Source organism: Nonomuraea sp. WAC 01424, assembly GCF_003947315.1.
GTDB lineage: Bacteria > Actinomycetota > Actinomycetes > Streptosporangiales > Streptosporangiaceae > Nonomuraea > Nonomuraea spiralis.
The window spans coordinates 141,775-159,558 of record NZ_QHHZ01000023.1; the positions used below are offsets into that span (position 1 = coordinate 141,775).

17 protein-coding genes are annotated in these 17,784 nt (G+C 70.6%); 7 read left to right on the plus strand and 10 right to left on the minus strand.

Going from position 1 to position 17,784, the window contains the following annotated elements; translation table 11 throughout:
- Nucleotides 1–5: 5 nt before the first annotated feature.
- Together DMB42_RS46190 and DMB42_RS46195 are read right to left on the minus strand one after the other, a co-directional pair.
- Nucleotides 6–1,556, minus strand: coding sequence for an FAD-dependent monooxygenase (locus DMB42_RS46190; RefSeq protein ID WP_125646418.1), 1,551 nt, complete (start codon nt 1,554–1,556; stop codon nt 6–8).
- The gene (locus DMB42_RS46195) at nt 1,553–2,500 is read right to left on the minus strand and encodes an MBL fold metallo-hydrolase (protein WP_125646420.1); all 948 of its coding nucleotides are present in this window, start codon (nt 2,498–2,500) and stop codon (nt 1,553–1,555) included. Before DMB42_RS46195 ends, DMB42_RS46190 begins: the two co-directional genes overlap by 4 nt.
- A 175-nt stretch (nt 2,501–2,675) precedes the next feature.
- Between DMB42_RS46195 and paaI the strand changes: the two genes are divergently transcribed.
- Nucleotides 2,676–3,044 carry a hydroxyphenylacetyl-CoA thioesterase PaaI gene (gene paaI / locus DMB42_RS46200; protein WP_125646491.1) on the plus strand — a complete coding sequence of 123 codons (369 nt, stop codon included), beginning with the start codon at nt 2,676–2,678 and terminating at the stop codon, nt 3,042–3,044.
- A complete protein-coding gene (gene paaK, locus DMB42_RS46205) occupies nt 3,041–4,339 on the plus strand; it encodes a phenylacetate--CoA ligase PaaK (RefSeq protein WP_125646422.1) in 1,299 nt (432 codons plus the stop codon). Before paaI ends, paaK begins: the two co-directional genes overlap by 4 nt.
- Before the next feature lie 34 nt (nt 4,340–4,373).
- Here paaK and DMB42_RS46210 read toward each other — a convergent pair whose 3' ends face one another.
- The 4 genes from DMB42_RS46210 to DMB42_RS46225 all read right to left on the minus strand — a co-directional run bounded on the left by DMB42_RS46210 (nt 4,374) and on the right by DMB42_RS46225 (nt 7,868).
- Nucleotides 4,374–5,177 (minus strand): hypothetical protein, encoded by an 804-nt coding sequence (locus DMB42_RS46210; protein ID WP_260478336.1) that lies wholly within the window; start codon nt 5,175–5,177, stop codon nt 4,374–4,376.
- A gap of 90 nt (nt 5,178–5,267) precedes the next feature.
- Nucleotides 5,268–5,567: a DUF4193 domain-containing protein gene (locus DMB42_RS46215; protein WP_020542847.1), complete on the minus strand. Its 300-nt coding sequence runs from the start codon at nt 5,565–5,567 to the stop codon at nt 5,268–5,270.
- A gap of 340 nt (nt 5,568–5,907) precedes the next feature.
- Nucleotides 5,908–7,218: a cell wall metabolism sensor histidine kinase WalK gene (locus DMB42_RS46220; RefSeq protein ID WP_312024807.1), complete on the minus strand. Its 1,311-nt coding sequence runs from the start codon at nt 7,216–7,218 to the stop codon at nt 5,908–5,910.
- Complete coding sequence (locus DMB42_RS46225) at nt 7,215–7,868, minus strand: response regulator transcription factor (protein ID WP_125646423.1); 654 nt, start codon at nt 7,866–7,868, stop codon at nt 7,215–7,217. Before DMB42_RS46225 ends, DMB42_RS46220 begins: the two co-directional genes overlap by 4 nt.
- A gap of 223 nt (nt 7,869–8,091) precedes the next feature.
- On the opposite strand from DMB42_RS46225, the gene DMB42_RS53850 reads away from it, so the two are divergent.
- The gene (locus DMB42_RS53850; RefSeq protein WP_185845215.1) at nt 8,092–8,256 is read left to right on the plus strand and encodes a hypothetical protein; all 165 of its coding nucleotides are present in this window, start codon (nt 8,092–8,094) and stop codon (nt 8,254–8,256) included.
- A 60-nt stretch (nt 8,257–8,316) separates the two neighbouring features.
- Here DMB42_RS53850 and DMB42_RS46230 read toward each other — a convergent pair whose 3' ends face one another.
- Nucleotides 8,317–9,117, minus strand: a complete 801-nt coding sequence (locus DMB42_RS46230; protein ID WP_125646425.1) for an inositol monophosphatase family protein — start codon at nt 9,115–9,117, stop codon at nt 8,317–8,319.
- A complete protein-coding gene (locus DMB42_RS46235; protein WP_125646428.1) occupies nt 9,117–11,093 on the minus strand; it encodes an alpha/beta fold hydrolase in 1,977 nt (658 codons plus the stop codon). Before DMB42_RS46235 ends, DMB42_RS46230 begins: the two co-directional genes overlap by 1 nt.
- Nucleotides 11,094–11,210: 117 nt before the next feature.
- On the opposite strand from DMB42_RS46235, the gene DMB42_RS46240 reads away from it, so the two are divergent.
- Nucleotides 11,211–12,170, plus strand: coding sequence for a ferrochelatase (locus tag DMB42_RS46240; RefSeq protein WP_125646430.1), 960 nt, complete (start codon nt 11,211–11,213; stop codon nt 12,168–12,170).
- On the opposite strand, the gene DMB42_RS46245 is transcribed toward DMB42_RS46240, so the two are convergent.
- Entirely contained in the window at nt 12,161–13,342 is a 1,182-nt protein-coding gene (locus tag DMB42_RS46245) for a lytic transglycosylase domain-containing protein (RefSeq protein ID WP_125646432.1), read from the minus strand. The genes DMB42_RS46240 and DMB42_RS46245 overlap by 10 nt on opposite strands.
- Before the next feature lie 92 nt (nt 13,343–13,434).
- On the opposite strand from DMB42_RS46245, the gene DMB42_RS46250 reads away from it, so the two are divergent.
- The 3 genes from DMB42_RS46250 to DMB42_RS46260 all read left to right on the plus strand — a co-directional run bounded on the left by DMB42_RS46250 (nt 13,435) and on the right by DMB42_RS46260 (nt 16,734).
- Complete coding sequence (locus DMB42_RS46250; RefSeq protein WP_125646434.1) at nt 13,435–14,637, plus strand: MFS transporter; 1,203 nt, start codon at nt 13,435–13,437, stop codon at nt 14,635–14,637.
- 100 nt (nt 14,638–14,737) lie between these two features.
- Nucleotides 14,738–15,412: a polysaccharide deacetylase family protein gene (locus DMB42_RS46255; RefSeq protein WP_260478337.1), complete on the plus strand. Its 675-nt coding sequence runs from the start codon at nt 14,738–14,740 to the stop codon at nt 15,410–15,412.
- A gap of 44 nt (nt 15,413–15,456) precedes the next feature.
- Nucleotides 15,457–16,734, plus strand: coding sequence for a D-arabinono-1,4-lactone oxidase (locus DMB42_RS46260; protein ID WP_125646438.1), 1,278 nt, complete (start codon nt 15,457–15,459; stop codon nt 16,732–16,734).
- 34 nt (nt 16,735–16,768) lie between these two features.
- Here the strand turns inward: DMB42_RS46260 and DMB42_RS46265 are convergent, their stop codons facing one another.
- A complete protein-coding gene (locus DMB42_RS46265) occupies nt 16,769–17,677 on the minus strand; it encodes a hypothetical protein (protein WP_125646440.1) in 909 nt (302 codons plus the stop codon).
- Nucleotides 17,678–17,784: the final 107 nt, after the last annotated feature.

Consider the following 17,784-nt stretch of genomic DNA (forward strand, 5'->3'; position numbering starts at 1 on the left):
TCCTCCTACGGCTCAGGTGGTGGAGAGCCGCAGGCGCGGCTCACGGCAGCCGCGACAGCGTCCGGCCCCGCGTGGGGAATGATCGCGGCGATGTGGGCATCTGGCCTGATCACCCATGCTTCGTCCGGCCGCGCACCGAGTCTTTCGGCGAGCGAGCCGGTCGCATCCATCTCCGTGAGCTCGCGGACGGCGAGCGGTGCCGTAATGACCTTGCCCAAGACCTGCACAAACAAACTCGAATCGCACATATCACCCAAAAGAACGAGGAAACCATCCCGGCAGATCTCCCGCAGCCGTCCCTTCGCCAACGGCACGTCCGGAAGGATCACGCCGGGGGCCGGTTCGCACAGCGCGCCCTTCGGCGGCCGGCCCTTGAACGGACGTTCCGGCTCGGGCGTGGTGAGCGGCGAGTCCACGTACCAGTAGGGCTCGGCGAAGCGCCCCGAGTCCACCTCGGCGACCAGCCCGCCCTCCAGCACCTCCCGCCGCCGGGCCCGGTCCCGGTCGGTCCGGGGCGCGAGGAAGCGCATGGTGGCGCCGGTGACCTCCAGGTTCTCCCGCGCCGCCGCGTGCCGCTCGGCGTGGTACGACTCCAGCAGCTCCGGCCCGGCCCAGCCGTTGAGCGTGAAGGCCAGCTTCCAGGCCGCGTTCTCGGCGTCGGGCACGCCGGAGTTGAGCCCCCGGGCCCCGAAGGGCGCCACCAGATGGGCGCAGTCGCCGGCCAGCAACACCCGCCCGACCCGCATCCGCGAGGCGATCCGCGAGTGGAACCGGTAGGTGCTATGCCAGATAACCTCATACGCCCGATCCCCCACAATTTGCCTGATATTTCGCGAAATATCGGCTTCTGTTGGGATGAAGTCCGGCGCGATCTGCCAGTCGATCCGGTACGTCCCGTTCGGGCAGGGATGGATGAGGACCTGGCGACCCGGGTTCCAGACGGGGTCGAAGTAGAAGCGCCGCTCGTTCTCCCAGCCGGGCAGATCGGCCTTGATGTCGCAGATCAGGAACTGGTCCTCGAACGCCTCGCCGTCGAAGGAGACGCCGATCGACCGGCGTACCTGCTGGGCCCGCGCACCGGCGCAGACCAGCACGTAGGGGGCGCGCAGCAACCGCTGACCGCACTGGACCTCCACCCCCGCGGGGTCCTGCACCAGCCCGGTGACCTCGTGGTGCCAGCGCACCTCGATCAGCGGCTGGTCGGCGATGACCTCGTCGAGCAACTGCTCGGTACGGGCCTGGGAGATGTTCACGCACGGCGGCAGCGGGCCCTGGCCGTCGAAGGACCAGGAGAACAGCTCGCGCTCGCGGAAGTACGTGCGGGCGGTGGTCCAGGCCAGGCCCTCCTCCGCCACCCGCCCGGCGCCCGCCGCGGCCCAGATGTCCAGCACGTCGCGCTGCTGGCAGATCGACTTCGAGCCGCCGCCGTCGCGGGCCGGCCGCCGGTCGAGCACCAGGGTCCGGATGCCCCAGCGGGCCAGCAGCAGCGCGGCGGTCTGCCCGACCGGGCCCGCGCCGACCACGATGACCTGCGGCCCGGACTCCTCCGGTCTCATGACTGGAGCTCGTCCCAGACTTCGCGGTCGCGTTCGGCGGTCCAGATGCGCGGTCGTTCGACGCCGTGGAGCTCGTCCCAGAGGCGGGAGACGTTGAAGGGCAGGCAGTGCTCGAAGATGGGCCAGCCGCCGTAGCGCGGCCGCAGGGCCCGGTGGACGCGTTCGAACGCCTCCTTCAGCCCGCTCGACGCGCCGACCTCGCGCAACATCACGGTGAGGAAGTCGCGGCTCTGGGCGATGGCCGCCTCGACCCCGGCCTTGCCGTGGGCCACCGCTCCTCTGCCGCCGACCAGCGTCTCGGCCCCGAACGAGGCGACGCGGTCGAGCGTGCCCGTCGCCCACTCGCGGTGGAAGGCGTCGCCGGTGTAGAGCGCGGCCTGCGACTCCACCAGGTCTCCGGCGAACATGATCCGCCGCTCCGGCAGCCAGGCCACCAGGTCGCCCTCGGTGTGGCCGCGTCCGCAGTGGGCCAGCACCAGGTCGCCCCTGCCGCCGCCCAGGTCGATGGTGAAGGTGTCGCTGAAGGTGGCCGTGGGCCAGGTCAGGCCGGGGATCGAGCCGGGGTCCTTGAACAGGCGGGGCATCCGGGCGTACTCGCTGGCCCAGTCCTGCTCGCCGCGCTCGGCGATCAGCTCGCGGGTCTTGTCGTGGGTCACGATGACGTCCGCGCCGAACGCCGAGGCGCCCAGCACCCTGACCGCGTGGTAGTGCGAGAGCACGAGGTAGCGGACGGGTTTGCCGGTGTGCTCGCGCAGGCGGGCCAGCCAGTCGCGGGCGGCGGCGGGGGTGGCCAGCGCCTCGAAGCAGACCAGGAAGTCCTCGCCCTCGATCGCGCCGACGTTGGGATCGCCCTCCGCGGTGAGCGCGTAGACGCCTTCGGCCAGCACCTCCAGGGACTGCCGTTTCTCACCGAGATCCGCCGACGAGGCGAACGGCTTGATCATCGCTCCTCCTCACGCGCCGAGGTCAATCCCGCCACCAAACCAGGACATACCCCACAAACGGCTCTTCCAGCTGCGCACGCGCGTCCTCCCTTGACAGTGCTCGGCAGGACGGTGAAGTGTTTACCGAACATTCGGTCAGTAAGCAAGGGAGACCTGTGTGGACAGCGCGCGGCGCATGATGGACGCCGACACCGCCTCGGCTGCCCTGGGCATCGAGCTGGTGGAGCTGGCCGACGGCCGCGCGGTGTGCCGCATGACCGTGACCCCGCAGATGATCAACGGGCACTCCCTCTGCCACGGCGGCTACGTCTTCCTGCTGGCCGACACCACCTTCGCCTGCGCGTGCAACACCCAGGGGCCGGTGACCGTGGCGGCCGGGGCCGAGATCACCTTCGTCGCCCCCGCCCACGAGGGCGACGTGCTGGTGGCCGAGGCGGCCGAGCGCACCCGGTACGGCCGCAGCGGCATCTACGACATCACCGTGCGCGGGGCCGGCGGCCGGGTGGTCGCGGAGTTCCGCGGGCGTAGCAGGGAGCTGAGATGAGGCCCTTCCCGCCGCCGTCCCCCGAGGAGCTCGACCCGGTCGAGCGCGTGTCCAGGGACGAGCTGATGGCCCTCCAGCTGGAGCGTCTGCGGTGGACGCTGTCCCACGCCTACGACAACGTCCCGCTCTACCGGCGCAAGTTCGACGAGCACGGGGTCCACCCCGCCGACTGCCGGAGCCTCGACGACCTCGCGCTCTTCCCGTTCACCACCAAGGAGGACCTGCGCGAGTCGTACCCGTTCGGGATGTTCGCGGTGCCGCGCGAGCGGGTGGCGCGCATCCACGCCTCCTCGGGCACCACGGGCCGGCCCACGGTCGTCGGTTACACGCGGGGCGACCTCGACGTCTGGGCGCAGGTGATGGCCCGCTCGATCCGCGCGTCGGGCGGCCGTCCCGGCGACGTGGTGCACGTGGCCTACGGCTACGGCCTGTTCACCGGCGGCCTCGGCGCCCACTACGGGGCCGAGCGGCTGGGCTGCACCGTCGTACCGGTCTCCGGCGGCATGACGGCCCGGCAGGTCCAGCTCATCACCGACTTCCGGCCCCGGGTCATCATGGTCACGCCGTCGTACCTGCTGGCGCTGCTGGACGAGTTCGCCGCCCAGGGCCTGGACCCGCGCGAGAGCTCGCTGGAGATCGGCATCTTCGGCGCCGAGCCCTGGACCGAACGCATGCGCGCCGAGATCGAGGAACGCTTCGACCTGCACGCGGTCGACATCTACGGCCTGTCCGAGGTGATGGGCCCCGGCGTGGCCAACGAGTGCGTCGAGACCAAGGACGGCCTGCACGTCTGGGAGGACCACTTCTACCCCGAGACCGTCGACCCGTTCACCGGGCAGCCGGCGCCCGAGGGCGGCGAGCTGGTGTTCACCAGCCTCACCAAGGAGGCCATGCCCGTCGTGCGCTACCGCACCCGCGACCTGACCAGGCTGCTGCCCGGCACGGCCAGGCCCGCCTTCCGGCGGATGGAGAAGGTGACGGGCCGTACCGACGACATGATCATCCTGCGCGGCGTGAACGTCTTCCCGACCCAGATCGAGGAGCTGGTGCTGCGTGTGCCCGCCCTGTCCCCGCACTTCCAGCTCCACCTGACCCGCCCTGACCGGCTCGACGTGCTCACCGTCAGGGTCGAGGCGCGGCCCGGCGCGGGCGGACGGGAGGAGGCGGGCCGCGAGCTGCGCCACGCGGTCAAGGCGAACGTCGGCGTGAGCGTCGAGGTCGAGGTGGTGGATCCCGAGACGCTGGAGCGGTCGGTCGGCAAGCTCAAGCGCGTGGTGGACCGGCGGCACGACTGACGGCACGGCCCCTCGGGCCACCCGTCGGCGCGGGCTACGTGCTCAGTTCGTCGGGGGAGCCGGACGACGGCAACGACGGGCCCTTGACGCGCAGGTCGGCGCGGATGGCCTGGCCGAGCTTCCCGGTCGCGACGCGGTTGAGCGCGCCGCCGGCGACGGCTCCGGTGAGGAACGGGCCGAACGTGGTCAGATGACGCCCGAGCGTACGCATGAGGCGGTTGCGCAGGGCGGTCTTGGTCGCCGCGCCGAGCGCGAGGGAGACGGACGCGGGGGCGAGGGGGTCGATCCCGCGCTGCCTGGCCCAGGCGGCGGTGAAGGCGACGGCCCGCTGGGTGCCGGTGCCCTGGACGCGGACGCCGTAGACCTCGTGCAGCTCGGCCAGCAGCTTGACCTCGATGGCGGCGACGACGATGGTCTCCGCGACGAGCTGCTCGGGGGCGGAGAGCAGGAGGGGTGGCGCGGCGAACTCGGCCGCCGCGAGTGCTCCGCCGATGGCGCCGACCGTCATCGTGGCCTTCTGCGCGGTGCGCACCAGGTCGTCGGCGAGTTGCTCGCCGGTCAGGCCGTGATGGTGCTCGGACAGGGTGTGGAGGTCGCGGATGGGGATGCGGGGCGCGATGGTGAGGAAGACGTCGGCCAGCCAGCGGCCGCGGCCGACGCCGGTCTCGCGAGCCTTCTTCGCTCCCGTCGACAGGGATCTGGCTAGTCGGCCGAGCAGCCTGCGCCGCTCGGCCGGCTCGAGCTCACCTGGCTGGGTGAGCCTGCCAACGAGCTCGCCGACCTCCTTGTCGGGGTCGGCGATCCCGTTGTCAGCTTGCTGGTTGTCCTTCTCGGCCACGCGATGCCTCCGTCCTCTTGGTCGCGACCGCTCAGGGTAGGCAGGCTCGGTTCCTTCGGTCCCTCACCCTGAGCTCCTTCGCCCCAGCGGTCAGGCGGCGCACTCCCGGCAGACCTGCTGGCCGTTCTTCTCGGAGGCCAGCTGGCTGCGGTGGTGCACCAGGAAGCAGCGCGAGCAGGTGAACTCGTCGGCCTGGCGGGGAATCACCCGCAGGGAGAGCTCTTCGTTCGACAGATCCGCACCGGGAAGCTCCAGCGACTCGGCGAGGTCGGTCTCGTCGATGTCGATGCTGCCGGACGACTTGTCGGTACGCCGCGCCTGGAGCTCTTGGAGGCTGTCCTCCCCCAGGTCGTCGTCTGTCTTACGCGGGCTGTCGTAGTCGGTAGCCATTGTGCTTACTCCATCCCCCTCATCTATATGTCTTCGCGCTCATCGCGCGTCTTCTAACGTCCGGGAGACCCATCTTGTGCCCGTTCCGTCGGGGAGATTTTCCATCGGTACCCGGCGGGAACGAACAACGAACCTCCCAACACGTCAGGGCCTGCTGCCGTCGGCAATGGTTAGCCAAATATGGCGAAACCCACAGCCTTGGCGTCATGCGCCACCGTGTTCGACGGCACATCCAACCACATGTACGGCGAGAACGAGACGCCCCCACTACATCAACACGCGGACGAACACGCCGGAACGTCACCCGCGGGCGCCCCTTGGCCGTCTCATGGCAGCTCGGTCAACGCCTCGGAAGCCGAATGGTCACCACAAGTCCTCCGCCATCCCGCGGCACAGCGGTCACATTTCCCCCGTGTGCCTGGACCACCGCACGGACGATGGACAGCCCGAGACCCGATCCCTTGGCCGATTCCACGCGGTCGGCGTGGAGCCTCCTGAACGGCTCGAACAGGCTGTTCACCTCGTACGCCGGGACGTGCTGCCCCGTGTTGGCCACCTGAACAACCAGCCCCCCGTCCGCCATTCCCGTTTGGATCCAGACTTTTCCGTTTTCGGGAAGGTTGTACTTCACGGCGTTCTCCAGCAGGTTGCTGACCGACCGCTCCAGGAGCACCGGGTCGCCCACGGTAGGCGCGCTGACCAGTTCGGCGACAACGCTCACCCCGTGTTCGGCGGCGAAGGGCGCGACCTGTTCCACGGCCGTCTGAGCGACTTCCTGAACGTCGAGCGGTTTGCGCACCGCGAGTTCGCGTTCGCTCCTGGCGAGCAACAACAGCCCCTCGATGAGCTTCTCGTTACGCGCGTTGACTTCCAGCAGCGTGCGGCCGAGCGCTTTGAGGTCCTCGGACGCCTCGGGATCCGACAACGCGATCTCCAGGACGGTCCGGTTAATCGTCAACGGAGTACGCAATTCGTGGGAGGCGTTGGCCACGAATCTTCGCTGGGTGTCGAAGGCGACGTTGAGCCGGGTGAGCATGGCGTCGAAAGTGTCGGCCAGCTCCTTCAGCTCGTCGTTGGGGCCGTGCAGGGCGATGCGCTGGTGGGCGAGCGTGCTCTCCGAGAGCTTGCGCGCGGCGCTGGTCATCTGGGCGACCGGCCGCAGCGCGCGGTCGGCCACGAAGTAGCCGATGATGAGCGCGAGGATGCCGACCCCGGCCAGCGCCATGTACGAGCTGCTGAACAGCGCGTCCCGCGCGCTGTTGATGGCCCGGCCCTTGGCCTGGGTCCACCGGTTCTGCATGATGGCGGCGTCGAGGGGGTCGAGGTCGTCGGTGATCAGGTCCGGCCAGGCTCCCTCGATGGCCCTGCCGACGATCGAGTAGACGACGAACAACAACACGGCCGCGGCGGCGAACACCAGGGCGCTGTAGGTGAGCGTGAGCCGCCACCGGATGCTGACCTTGGCGGGCAACCCTTTGACGCGATCCAGAGGGCTGAGGACGGGCGTCTCGGAGCCGGGCGGTGGCGGGCCGTCCCAGGCGGGCGGCCCGCTCGGTGGTGGCGCCTCCTGCACGCGCGTCGCCTTCCTGGCCGAATGGGGGCTGATCATCGGATGCGTCGGCCCCGCCCCGCGCTCTGGCCTGTCCGTCACAACTTGTACCCAACTCCGGGCACGGTCTCGATCACCTGAGGCTCGCCCAGCTTCTTCCGCAGCGTCATCATGGTCACCCTGACCACGTTCGTGAACGGGTCGATGTTCTCGTCCCATGCCTTGTCCAGCAGGTCCTCCTGGCTGACCACCGCGCCCTCGGCGCGCATCAGCTCCTCCAGGACCGCGAACTCCTTCTTGGTCAGCACGACCTCCTTGCCGTCGCGCTCGACCAGCCGCTTGCCCGGGTCGAGGCGGATCCCGGCCCGTTCCAGCACGGGCGGCAGGGCGGGCGCCGAACGCCGGCCGAGCGCGCGTACCCGGGCCACCAGCTCGATGAACACGAACGGCTTGGCCAGGTAGTCGTCGGCCCCGAGACCGAGCCCCTCCACCTTGTCGTCCACGTCGCCGGAGGCGGTCAGCATGAGGATCCGCGAGGCCGAGCGCTGCTCGACCAGTCTGCGGCACACCTCGTCGCCGTGCACGACCGGCAGGTCACGGTCGAGCACGATCACGTCGTAGTCGATGTAGGAGGTGCGCTCAAGGGCGCCGCCGCCGTCGTAGGCCACGTCGACCGCCATGGCCTCGCGCCGCAGACCGGTCGCGATCGCGTCGGCGAGCACCCGCTCATCCTCTACAACCAGCACTCGCACGCCTGGTACACCTCTTTCCGGTTCTGGTGCCTCATTCTGCCTACAGGCTCGATAAGCGCACGGTAAGGCATGTCCAGGGGTGCCCTGGGGAAGGGGCACGGAATTTCATGTTTCAGAGGGCGACAAGCCGGGGTATGCCGTCGGGACACCCATTGCCCGGACATCAGCTGGCAATGGGCTCATTACGCCCCAGCACAGATCAACCCCTGAGAGAGTAGGTGAGATGGGCGAGTTCACCACCACGATCGAACGCCGCCTCGACCAGGCTTACAAGGGCCTCCGCGAGGCCCGTAGCACCGGCGACGACTACCTCGCCGACACCCTCACCGCCGAGATCGAGGACCTGCGCCGCCTGGCCGACGATCACGGCATCCCACTGCCGCGCTAGACGCGTGCGACGGCCGGGGCCCGTTCGGGCCCCGGCCGTCTTGTCATGCGTACGGGCCGGTCAGGAGTCGCGTTCCGGGTCGAGCGGCACGAGCAGGTCGTGCAGCTCCTCGAACAGGCCGGGCGCGGCGCACAACGTGAACTCCGGGCCGACCGGCCGGCCGCGCAGGCCGCCGAGCCGGGCGACCGACTCGGTCGCCACCAGCCCGGCCGCGGCGTAGTCCCACGGGTTGGTGCCGCGCTCGTAGTAGGCGTCCACACGACCGGCCGCCACCGAGCACAGGTCGATGGCGCACGAGCCGCCGCGCCGGATGTCACGCACCCGCGGCAGCACCTCCGCCACGACCCGCCCCTGCACCTCGCGCCGCGGCGCCGAGTAGCCGAACCCGGTCGCGACCAGCGCCCTGGCCAGCGGCACCCCGCTGTTGCAGCGCAGCCGCTCGCCGCCGAGCCAGGCGCCCTCGCCGAGCGCGGCGGTGAACACCTCGCCCCGCGCCGGCAGGTTGACGACCCCTGCGATGACCTGCCCATCGACCTCGACGGCGATGGAGACCGCCCAGTCGGGCAGGCCGTACAGGAAGTTGACCGTGCCGTCGATCGGATCGACGATCCAGCGCACGTCGGACGCGCCCGGCGCCTCGCCGCCCTCCTCGCCGCCTTCCTCGCCGAGGAAGCGGTCGTCGGGACGGGCCACCCGGACGCGCTCGCGGATCAGCTCCTCCGACGCCTTGTCCAGGATCGTGACCACGTCCGTGGGGCTGGACTTGGTCTCGACGTCCTCCGACATCGTGGGGCGTTTGGCCAGGATCATGTCACCCGCCTCGCGGGCGATGTCCTCGGCCAGCCGCAGGAAGTCGGTCATCAGGCCACCGAGTCCGGGCGCTTCCACTCCTCGCCGAGGACGTGCTTGGCCAGGAAGGCGAGCACCGTCTCGTACCAGGCGACGACGTTGCCCGGCTTGAGGATCCAGTGGTTCTCGTCGGGGAAGTACAGGAACTTCGACTCGACGTCGTTGCGCTGCAGGTCCCACCACAGGCGCAGGGCCTCGCCGATCGGCACCCGGTAGTCCTTGTCGCCGTGGATGACGAGCATCGGGGTGGTGATCTTGTCGAGGGCCACGTGCGGGGAGAGCTGCTCGTAGCGCTCGGAGCCGGGGCCGCCGAACTCGCGCTGCCAGAACACCGAGGAGTCGGTGGTGCCGGCGAACTGGTCGAGGTTCCACAGCGAGGCGTGGGTGACGATGGCCTGGTAGCGGTCGGTGTGCCCGGCCAGCCAGTTGGCCATGTAGCCGCCGAACGAACCGCCCATCGCCGCGACGCGCTCGTGGTCGATGTCGTCCCTGGCCAGGGCGACGTCCACGATGGCGTCGAGGTCGGCCTGGGTGCGCGGGCCCCAGGCGCCCCAGCCGCGGTCGATCATCTCCTGGCCGTAGCCGGTGGACATGCAGGGGTCGGGCATGAGGACGGCGTACCCGCGCTGCGCCATGATCCACGACTGCCAGCGCCACTGCCAGTCGTTCCAGGAGCCGAGAGGGCCGCCGTGGATCCACAACAGGAACGGCGCGGGGCTGTCGGCCGAGGCGCCCTCGGGCAGTACGAGCCAGCCGCGCACGGTCGTGCCGTCGTCGGCGGTGGCCGAGATCTCGGTCAGCGTGCCGGGCACCTCGGGGCGCGGGGCGGGCGAGGGCAGGTCGTCGAGCTCGCCGGTGGCCACGTCGATCCTGGCCGGGGCCGGGGCGAGGGCGATGTTGCTGCGCATGACGTACAGGAAGGCGCCGTCGGCGCTCGCGTTGAGCCCGAGGTAGGCGGCGTCGTCGCCGGTGAGCCTGGTGTGCTCGCCCTCCAGCGGGACGCGGAAGACCGGGCGGCGGCCCTGGTAGTCGGCGACGAGGTGGACGGCCGAGGAGTCGGGAGCCCATTCGACGTCCATCGGGAACAGGTCGTCCGCGTACCCGCGGCCCTCGCCGGTGGCCAGGTCGGCGATCCACAACTCGACCCGGGCGGGCACGTCCTTGCTGGTGATGCGCTCGCGCGCGCAGGCCACGCGGGTGCCGTCGGGCGAGACGGCGAGCGGGCCGCCGAAGTCGTGGGCGACGTCGGTGAGCAGGGTGCGCCGCTGACCGGTGGCCACGTCGATGGCCACCAGGTCGGTACGGCTGTCGCCACCGGACAGGAACCTGCGCCAGGTGGCGATCACGGTGGTGCCGTCGGGGGTGAGCTCAAAGGTGACGTCGCGCAGCGCCTCGCCCGCGTCGGGGATCAGGTCGCGTACGTCCTCAAGGCGGTCGGCGCCGAGCCTGCCGGTGAACAGCCGGGTGCGGGCGGGGCCGAGGTCGTGGTCCCAGTAGCGGACCGGGTAGCCCTCGTGCAGGATCGCGCTGATCCCGGCGTCCTTGCGGGCCTTGCGCCGTTCCTCCTCGGTGGCCTCGTCGCCGTCGAGCACGTCGGAGGCGAACACCACCACGTCGCCCGCGACCCGTACCGTGCCGATGCCGCCGGGCCGGGCGGCGATCTGGCGGGCCTCACCGCCCGCGCGGTCCAGCAGCCACAGCGCCGGCACCTCGTCGGTCGCGTCCTTGACGGTGGTGTCGGGACGCGCGGAGGTGAACAGCACGTCGCCCGCGCCGGTGAAGACGGCGGCCGTCTCCCCCTTGGCGGAACGGGTCAGCCGGTACGGCTCACCGTCGACGGGGATCGCCCAGAGCGCGGTGCCGTACGACTTGCCGTCGGGGTTGAGCGTCTGAACGGTCGAGATCAGGCGGGAGCCGTCAGGCGAGAGCTTCAGGGAGAGGAGCCGGGGAAGGGCCACATAGTCACGAATGTCATCGAATGCGCTCACTCGATCGAACCTACCTGGTCACCGCCCCGCCCGGGAGACGGCACGCGCGGCGCCCCTCCCCGATCCCCGGCGATCCCTCCCGGCGGGACCACCGGCCCTTCTGACTAGGCTTGACACGTGGCTGATTACGACGCTCTGCTCGTCCTGTCGTTCGGCGGTCCGGAGGGGCCCGACGACGTGCTGCCGTTCCTGGAGAACGTCGTGCGGGGCCGCGGCGTCCCGCGCGAGCGGCTGCTGGCGGTGGCCGAGCACTACCAGGGCTTCGGCGGCGTCAGCCCGATCAACCAGCAGAACCGCGAGCTGGTCGAGGCGCTGCGCGAGGTCGTCGGCGTGCCGGTCTACTGGGGCAACCGCAACTGGCACCCGTTCGGCGAGGACACCGTGCGGCAGATGACGGCCGACGGCGTGCGCAAGGCGGCCGTCTTCGCCACCTCGGCGTTCGCCGGCTATTCGAGCTGCCGCCAGTACTACGAGGACATCGCCAGGATCTCCGTCGAGGGCGGCCCCGAGCTGGTCAAGATGCGGCACTTCGGCGACCATCCGGGGTTCGTCGCGGCGATGGCCGACCACACCCGCGACGCGCTGGCCCGGCTCGGCCGCGACGACGCCAGGCTGGTGTTCACCGCCCACAGCATCCCGGTCTCGATGGCCGAGACCGCCGGCCCCGCGGGCGGCCTGTACGAGTCCCAGATCCGCGGGAGCGCCGAGCTGGTCAGCCGGGCGCTCGGCCGCGACGAGCCATGGGACCTGGTGTGGCAGTCGCGCAGCGGCCCGCCGCAGGTGCCGTGGCTGGAGCCCGACGTGTGCGACTTCCTGCGCAAGACGGACGCCGGGTCGGTCGTGCTGGTGCCGATCGGGTTCGTCTCCGACCACATGGAGGTCGTCTACGACCTCGACACCGAGGCCCGGCAGGTGGCCGCCGAGCTAGGCCTGCCGATGGAGCGCGCGGGCACGGCCGGCACCCATCCGGCGTTCGTGCGCATGGTCAGGGAGCTGATGGACGAGCCCGAGCCGGTCCCGTGCCCGCTCACCTGCTGCCCGCGTCCCGTCCGGCCGGCCGCGCGGCCTCAGGCGTAGGTGCGGGCGTACGCCTCGGCGATGCTCATGACCTTGTTCACGTAGTCCCACGAGTGGTTGTAGAACCAGATCGCCTTGCGCAACTTCTGGCCGCCCTTGCCCGCGCCGTTGGCGCACAGGTAGTTGGCCGCGCCGGGCACCGCGTCGTACGGGCTCCAGATGTCGGACTTGCCGTCGCCGTCGCCGTCCACGCCGTAGTGCTTCCAGGTGGCGGGCATGAACTGCATCGGGCCCAGGGCGCCCGCGCTGGAGGGGCCGTTGTTGCGGCCGTGCCCGCTCTCGACCTGGCCGATGGCCGCCAGCACCGTCCAGGACAGGCCGGGGCAGCGGGTGGCCGCGGCCTGGTAGAGCTCCAGGTAGCTGCCCGGCCGCCCGACGTTGACCTGCTGTTGCTGCTGCTGCTGCGGTTGCTGCTGTTGCCGGGTACGGCTGGCCGCGTCGAGGACGACGACCTGCGCGCCCTTGCCGAGCAGCCGGCGCACCCCGGCCTCGCCGATCTTGCCCGGCTTGCCGTGCAGCAGCACCGCGACGCCCCGCGCGAAGCCGAGCGACCTGCCCACCTCGGTGCTGACCAGCCCGTCCACACCGTTGAGCCCGAGCATGGCCGAGGCCGCGACCCGGAGCCTCGGACCGCCGTCCACCTGGTACATCGCGCCGAGGATCATCCCGTACTTGCGCGTCGTGCCCGACTCGGCGACCAGCTCGCCCCTGGCCAGCGCGCTCCAGACGGCGGGCTGGTCGGCGACGGGCTGGGGCGTCCAGGAACGGAAGTCGGCAGGGTCCACGGCCAGCAGGTTCAGCGGCGTGCCGGCGACCTTGACCGCGCCCGCGTCCACGACGGCCGCCTTCTGCACGTACCTGAGCGCGCCGAGCGCGAGCCTGGTCCGCTTGGAGACCGTGCCCGGCGCGATCGCCAGCACGCGCGGCGGCGTCGCGGTGACGCCGGGCCCACCCTGGCCGAAGTCCTTGACCGGCGCCGCCGTGGGTACGAGCTGGTCGAGGCGGGGCGCCGCCTCCGGCGTCACCCGGGTGATCGGCCTGCGCACCGGCTCAGCGGCGGTCCTGACCAGGTCATCGCCCATGATCACGACGACTCCTCCGGCCGCGGCGGTGACCGCGAGCACGCCGAGGACCGTCAGCAGGACCGCGCGGAGAGAGGGAAGACCGGACATCAGGCACACGTTAACCCACTCACCGGAGATATCACTTGCCATCTGGACAGACGGTGCGCAATGGTTGGGTCGCAAAGTAAGGGGGAAACAGCGTGGTCGGGCCTTACCGGGGGTTGTTCAAGGGGCCCGGCGTCAAAGGATTCGTACTGGCCGGGTTCGTCGGCCGGATGCCGATGTCCATGCTCGGCATCGGCGTCGTCCTGCTGATCTCCACCATCACCGGCTCCTTCGCCACCGCGGGCGCGGTCGGCGCCACCACCAACGTGGCCTTCGCGGTCGCGGCGCCGCTGTCGGGGCGGCTGGTGGACAGGTTCGGCCAGAACCGGGTGATCGTCCCCTTCTCCGTGGTCAACGCGCTCGCGCTGGCGTCGCTCATGCTCAGCGCCGCACTCCGGCTGCCCGAGTGGACCCTGTACGCCTCCGGCCTGCTGATCGGCGCGTCCTCGTTGTCCATCGGGTCGATGGTGCGGGCCCGCTGGTCCACCATCCACGGCGGCACTGGAACGTTGCACACCGCCTTCGCCTTCGAGTCCGTGGCCGACGAGGTGGTCTTCGTCACCGGTCCCGCGCTCGTCACGGTGCTGGCCACGGCGGTCAACCCGTACGCGGGGCTGGTCGTGGCGCTGGTGTGCATGCTCGGCGGCTGCCTGGCCCTGGCCGCGCAGCGGCGTACGCAACCGCCGGTGCAGACGGTCAGGACGGGCGGCGGCACACCCATCCTGATCCCCGGCATCGCCCTGCTGGCGTGCGTCTACCTCGGGCTCGGCGCGGTGTTCGGCTCGGTGGACCTGATCATGGTCGCCTTCGCCGAGGAGCACGGCGTGAAGGGCGCCGCCGGATTCCTGCTGGCGGCGTTCGCGGGCGGGTCGATGGTGTCGGGGTTGTGGTTCGGCTCGCGGGAGTGGCGGATCTCGTTGCGTGCCCGGTTCGTCCGCGCGCTGGGCGTGTTCGTGGTGGGCCTGGTGCCGATCCTGCTCGTGGACGACCCCTGGGTCATGGCCGCCGTGGCGTTCGTGGCCGGTCTGGCGATCTCGCCGACGCTCATCACCGGGTTCTCGCTCACCGAACGGCTCGTGCCGCGGTCCCTGCTCACCGAGGGCATGGCGTGGATCTCCACCTCGATCGGGTTCGGCGTGGCGATCGGCGCGTGGGCGGGCGGGCATCTGACCGACACGTTCGGGGCCTCCGACGCGTACGTGTTCTCGGTGGGCGCGGCGCTCCTGGCGGCGCTCGTGGGTGTCGGAGGTTCGGGTTTGCTGAGACTTCCGGGAGCGCCTTCACCCGCGCAGAGTTGATCCGCTACGGTCGGGAGTTATCCCTCGCAACACCCATCACACCGGAAGCTTTGCTATGTCCCGACAAATCACTTCACTTCTAGCTATCGCGGCAGTTTGCGTGACTCTGGCTCCCGCGCCCGCGTTCGCGCAGGCGCAGGCGGCCGAGGTCGACTGCGAGCAGGTCAAGTGCATCGCGCTGACCTTCGACGACGGCCCCGGCAAGTACGCGGGCACGCTGCTCGACACGCTCAAGAAGTACGACGCCAAGGCGACGTTCTTCCTTGAGGGCCAGTACGTGAACAGCCGCCCGGCCTTCGTCAAGCGCATGGTGGCCGAGGGCCACGAGGTGGGCAACCACAGCTACAAGCACCCCGACTTCACCAAGATCGACGCCGGGGTAATCCGAAGCGAGATCAAGAAGACCCAGGACGCGGTCAAGAAGGCGTCGGGCGTCGAGCCCAAGCTGCTGCGTCCGCCGTACGGGCTGGCCGACATCCAGGTGTCCGACGTCGCGACCGAGTTCGGCATGCCCATGGTCCTCTGGACGGCCGGCTCGCACGACTGGGATACCAAGAACGAGGAGGCCATCAAGAAGAAGGTCCTCGAGGTGGCCGAGCGTGACGGCATCATCCTCATGCACGACTGGGTCAAGCAGACCGTGGACGGCATGCCGTCCATCATCAAGTCCCTGCAGGCCAAGGGGTACCGTCTGGTGACGGTCTCGGACGTGATCAAGCGGCAGAACCTGCAGCCCGGTCAGATCTTCCCGGTTCCCGAAGGCTGGGAGAAGTGAGTATCGTTCACGTTTAATCGGAACGACGCTCGGAGGGGCGCCTCATGGTCTTCACTAACTGGGCCGGGAACCAGACGGGTGCCCCTGCCGAGGTGCGCACCCCCGCGAGCGTGGCGGACGTCGTCCAGGCCGTACGGGACGCCTCGGCCGCCGGACGCCGCCTGCGCATGGTCGGCACGGGCCACTCCTTCACCGGGGTGGCCCTCACCGACGGGATCATGTTGCGCCCCGAGGGCCTGGCCGGGATCAGGTCCGCCGGCGAGGACCGCGTGACCGTCCTGGCCGGCACGCCGCTGAAGGTGCTGAACGAGCTGCTCGACCAGCGCGGCCTGGCCCTGGCCAACATGGGCGACATCACCGAGCAGACCGTCGCCGGCGCGATCCAGACCGGCACCCACGGCACCGGACGCGACAGCGGCGGCCTGGCCGACCAGGTCACCGAGCTGGAACTGGTGCTCGCCGACGGCTCGGTCGTCACGGCCGTGCCCGGCGAGGACCTGTTCGACGCGGCCAGGGTCGGACTCGGGGCGCTCGGCGTGCTGACGGCCGTGACGTTCCGGGTGGAGCCCGCGTTCCTGCTGCGCAACCGGCGGCGCAGGATGACGCTCACCGACATCCTCGGCTCGCTCGACTCGCTGACCTCGGCAAACGAGCACCTCGACTTCTTCTGGCTGCCCCACACCGACGCCTGCCTGGTCAAGACCAACAACAGGGACGCGGGCCCGGCCAGGCCGCCGAGCCCGTTCAAGCACTGGCTGGACAACGTCTTCCTGGAGAACACCCTCTTCGGCGCGGCCTGCGCGGTCGGCGGGCGCCGTCCCGCGCTGATCCCGCGGATCAACGCGATCAGCGCCGCCGCGCTGGGCGACTCGGAGGTGGTGGACACCTCGTACAAGGTGTTCACGGCCCGCCGCGACGTGCGTTTCCTGGAGATGGAGTACGCCGTGCCGCGCGAGCACCTGGCCCAGGCGCTGCGCGAGACCCGCGACCTGATCGACCGGATGGACTGGAAGATCACCTTCCCCGTCGAGGTCCGCGTCACGCCGCCCAGCGACGCCTGGCTGTCCACCGCGTACGGCCGCGACTCGGCCTACGTCGCCTGCCACATCTACCGCCCCACGCCCAACCCGGCCTACTTCGAGGGTGTGGAGGAGATCATGAACCGGCTGGAGGGCCGGCCGCACTGGGGCAAGCTGCACACCCGGGACGCCGCGTACCTGCGCAAGGTCTACCCCCGCTTCGACGACTTCGTCGCACTGCGCGACCGGCTGGACCCGCGCCGCGTGTTCACCAACGACTACCTCGACGTGGTGCTCGGCTAGCCGAGCACCACGTCGGCCGGTGAGCTGCCGGGGGCTACTGAGCCTCCGGTGTGACGGCCGGTTCGTCCGGCTGCTGCGTGGCCGGGGGGCCGCTCGACTGCTGCTCGCCCGGGTCGGGCCGCTCCTCGCCCTCGTCGGGCAGGGGCGTCTCGGGGGTGGGCTCGACGGTGTCCGTGGGCGTGGGCGTCGGCGTGACGCTCGGCTTCGGGTCGGGTGTGTGCGACGGCGGCGGCGTGCGCGGCGTGTCCGTCGGCGTCGGGGTGGGTGACTCCGTCGGCCCGGACGGCTCCTCCTCGCGGTCCTGCCGCTCGGGGCCCTGGTCCTGTACGGGTGCGCGCTGCCGCTGCTTCTGAGGTGCCTTCTTGCCGGTGACCTGCTCGTGCAGCGTCTGCTGGGCGACCGCCTGATAGGCGAGGATGCCGCCCATGCTGACCGCGAACACCAGCGCGGCCGCCACCGCCATCTTCAGCCACGGCAGCCTCCTGTGCGGGGCGGGCACGACGACCGGCATGACCAGCGTGTCCCGCCCGTCACCGCTCCCCACCGACCCGCCATGCGCGTCCGTCCTGCTGTCACCCGCCGTGGGGACGGCGTGCGCGGCCGTCCTGTCACCCGGCGCGACGACGGTGTGCGGGGCCGTCTCGTCGGCGGCCTCGGCCGTGGCCGGCGTGGCGTTCGCGGCCGCCGCGAGCAGCCCCTGCCCCTCTTCCTGGTCCTCGTGCCACGCCGACAGCGTGTGCTGCTTGACCCGGTCGCCGGTGCGCTTGAGATAGTGCGTATAGACGGCACTGGCCACCGTGCTCGCGATGCTGACCACTGCCGCGCCGATCACCGTGCCCGCCACCCCGAGGTAGGAGGCGGCCACCGCGGCGGTGACGGCGGCGAGGGCGCTCCCGAGGATCTGTGGCACGCTCAGCTCGAACTTCCGCTGCTCGCCGGTCATCCCCCGGATCAGTCCCCTCTGGTTTGCGTTCGGTAAAGAGCTTCCTCGTGAATAGACGCGAGCGCGTGTCCCGTTGTTCCTGTGACCTGCGCGACAGGCATCCTCGT

Coding starts and splice junctions, on each gene's coding strand:
- DMB42_RS46215 (WP_020542847.1), bottom strand. CDS start 5,567: ATGGCTACCGACTACGACAGCCCGCGTAAGACAGACGACGACCTGGGG.
- DMB42_RS46260 (WP_125646438.1), top strand. CDS start 15,457: ATGGTCTTCACTAACTGGGCCGGGAACCAGACGGGTGCCCCTGCCGAG.
- DMB42_RS46230 (WP_125646425.1), bottom strand. CDS start 9,117: ATGACCGACTTCCTGCGGCTGGCCGAGGACATCGCCCGCGAGGCGGGT.
- DMB42_RS46265 (WP_125646440.1), bottom strand. CDS start 17,677: ATGACCGGCGAGCAGCGGAAGTTCGAGCTGAGCGTGCCACAGATCCTC.
- DMB42_RS46190 (WP_125646418.1), bottom strand. CDS start 1,556: ATGAGACCGGAGGAGTCCGGGCCGCAGGTCATCGTGGTCGGCGCGGGC.
- paaK (WP_125646422.1), top strand. CDS start 3,041: ATGAGGCCCTTCCCGCCGCCGTCCCCCGAGGAGCTCGACCCGGTCGAG.
- DMB42_RS46195 (WP_125646420.1), bottom strand. CDS start 2,500: ATGATCAAGCCGTTCGCCTCGTCGGCGGATCTCGGTGAGAAACGGCAG.
- paaI (WP_125646491.1), top strand. CDS start 2,676: ATGATGGACGCCGACACCGCCTCGGCTGCCCTGGGCATCGAGCTGGTG.
- DMB42_RS46245 (WP_125646432.1), bottom strand. CDS start 13,342: ATGTCCGGTCTTCCCTCTCTCCGCGCGGTCCTGCTGACGGTCCTCGGC.
- DMB42_RS53850 (WP_185845215.1), top strand. CDS start 8,092: ATGGGCGAGTTCACCACCACGATCGAACGCCGCCTCGACCAGGCTTAC.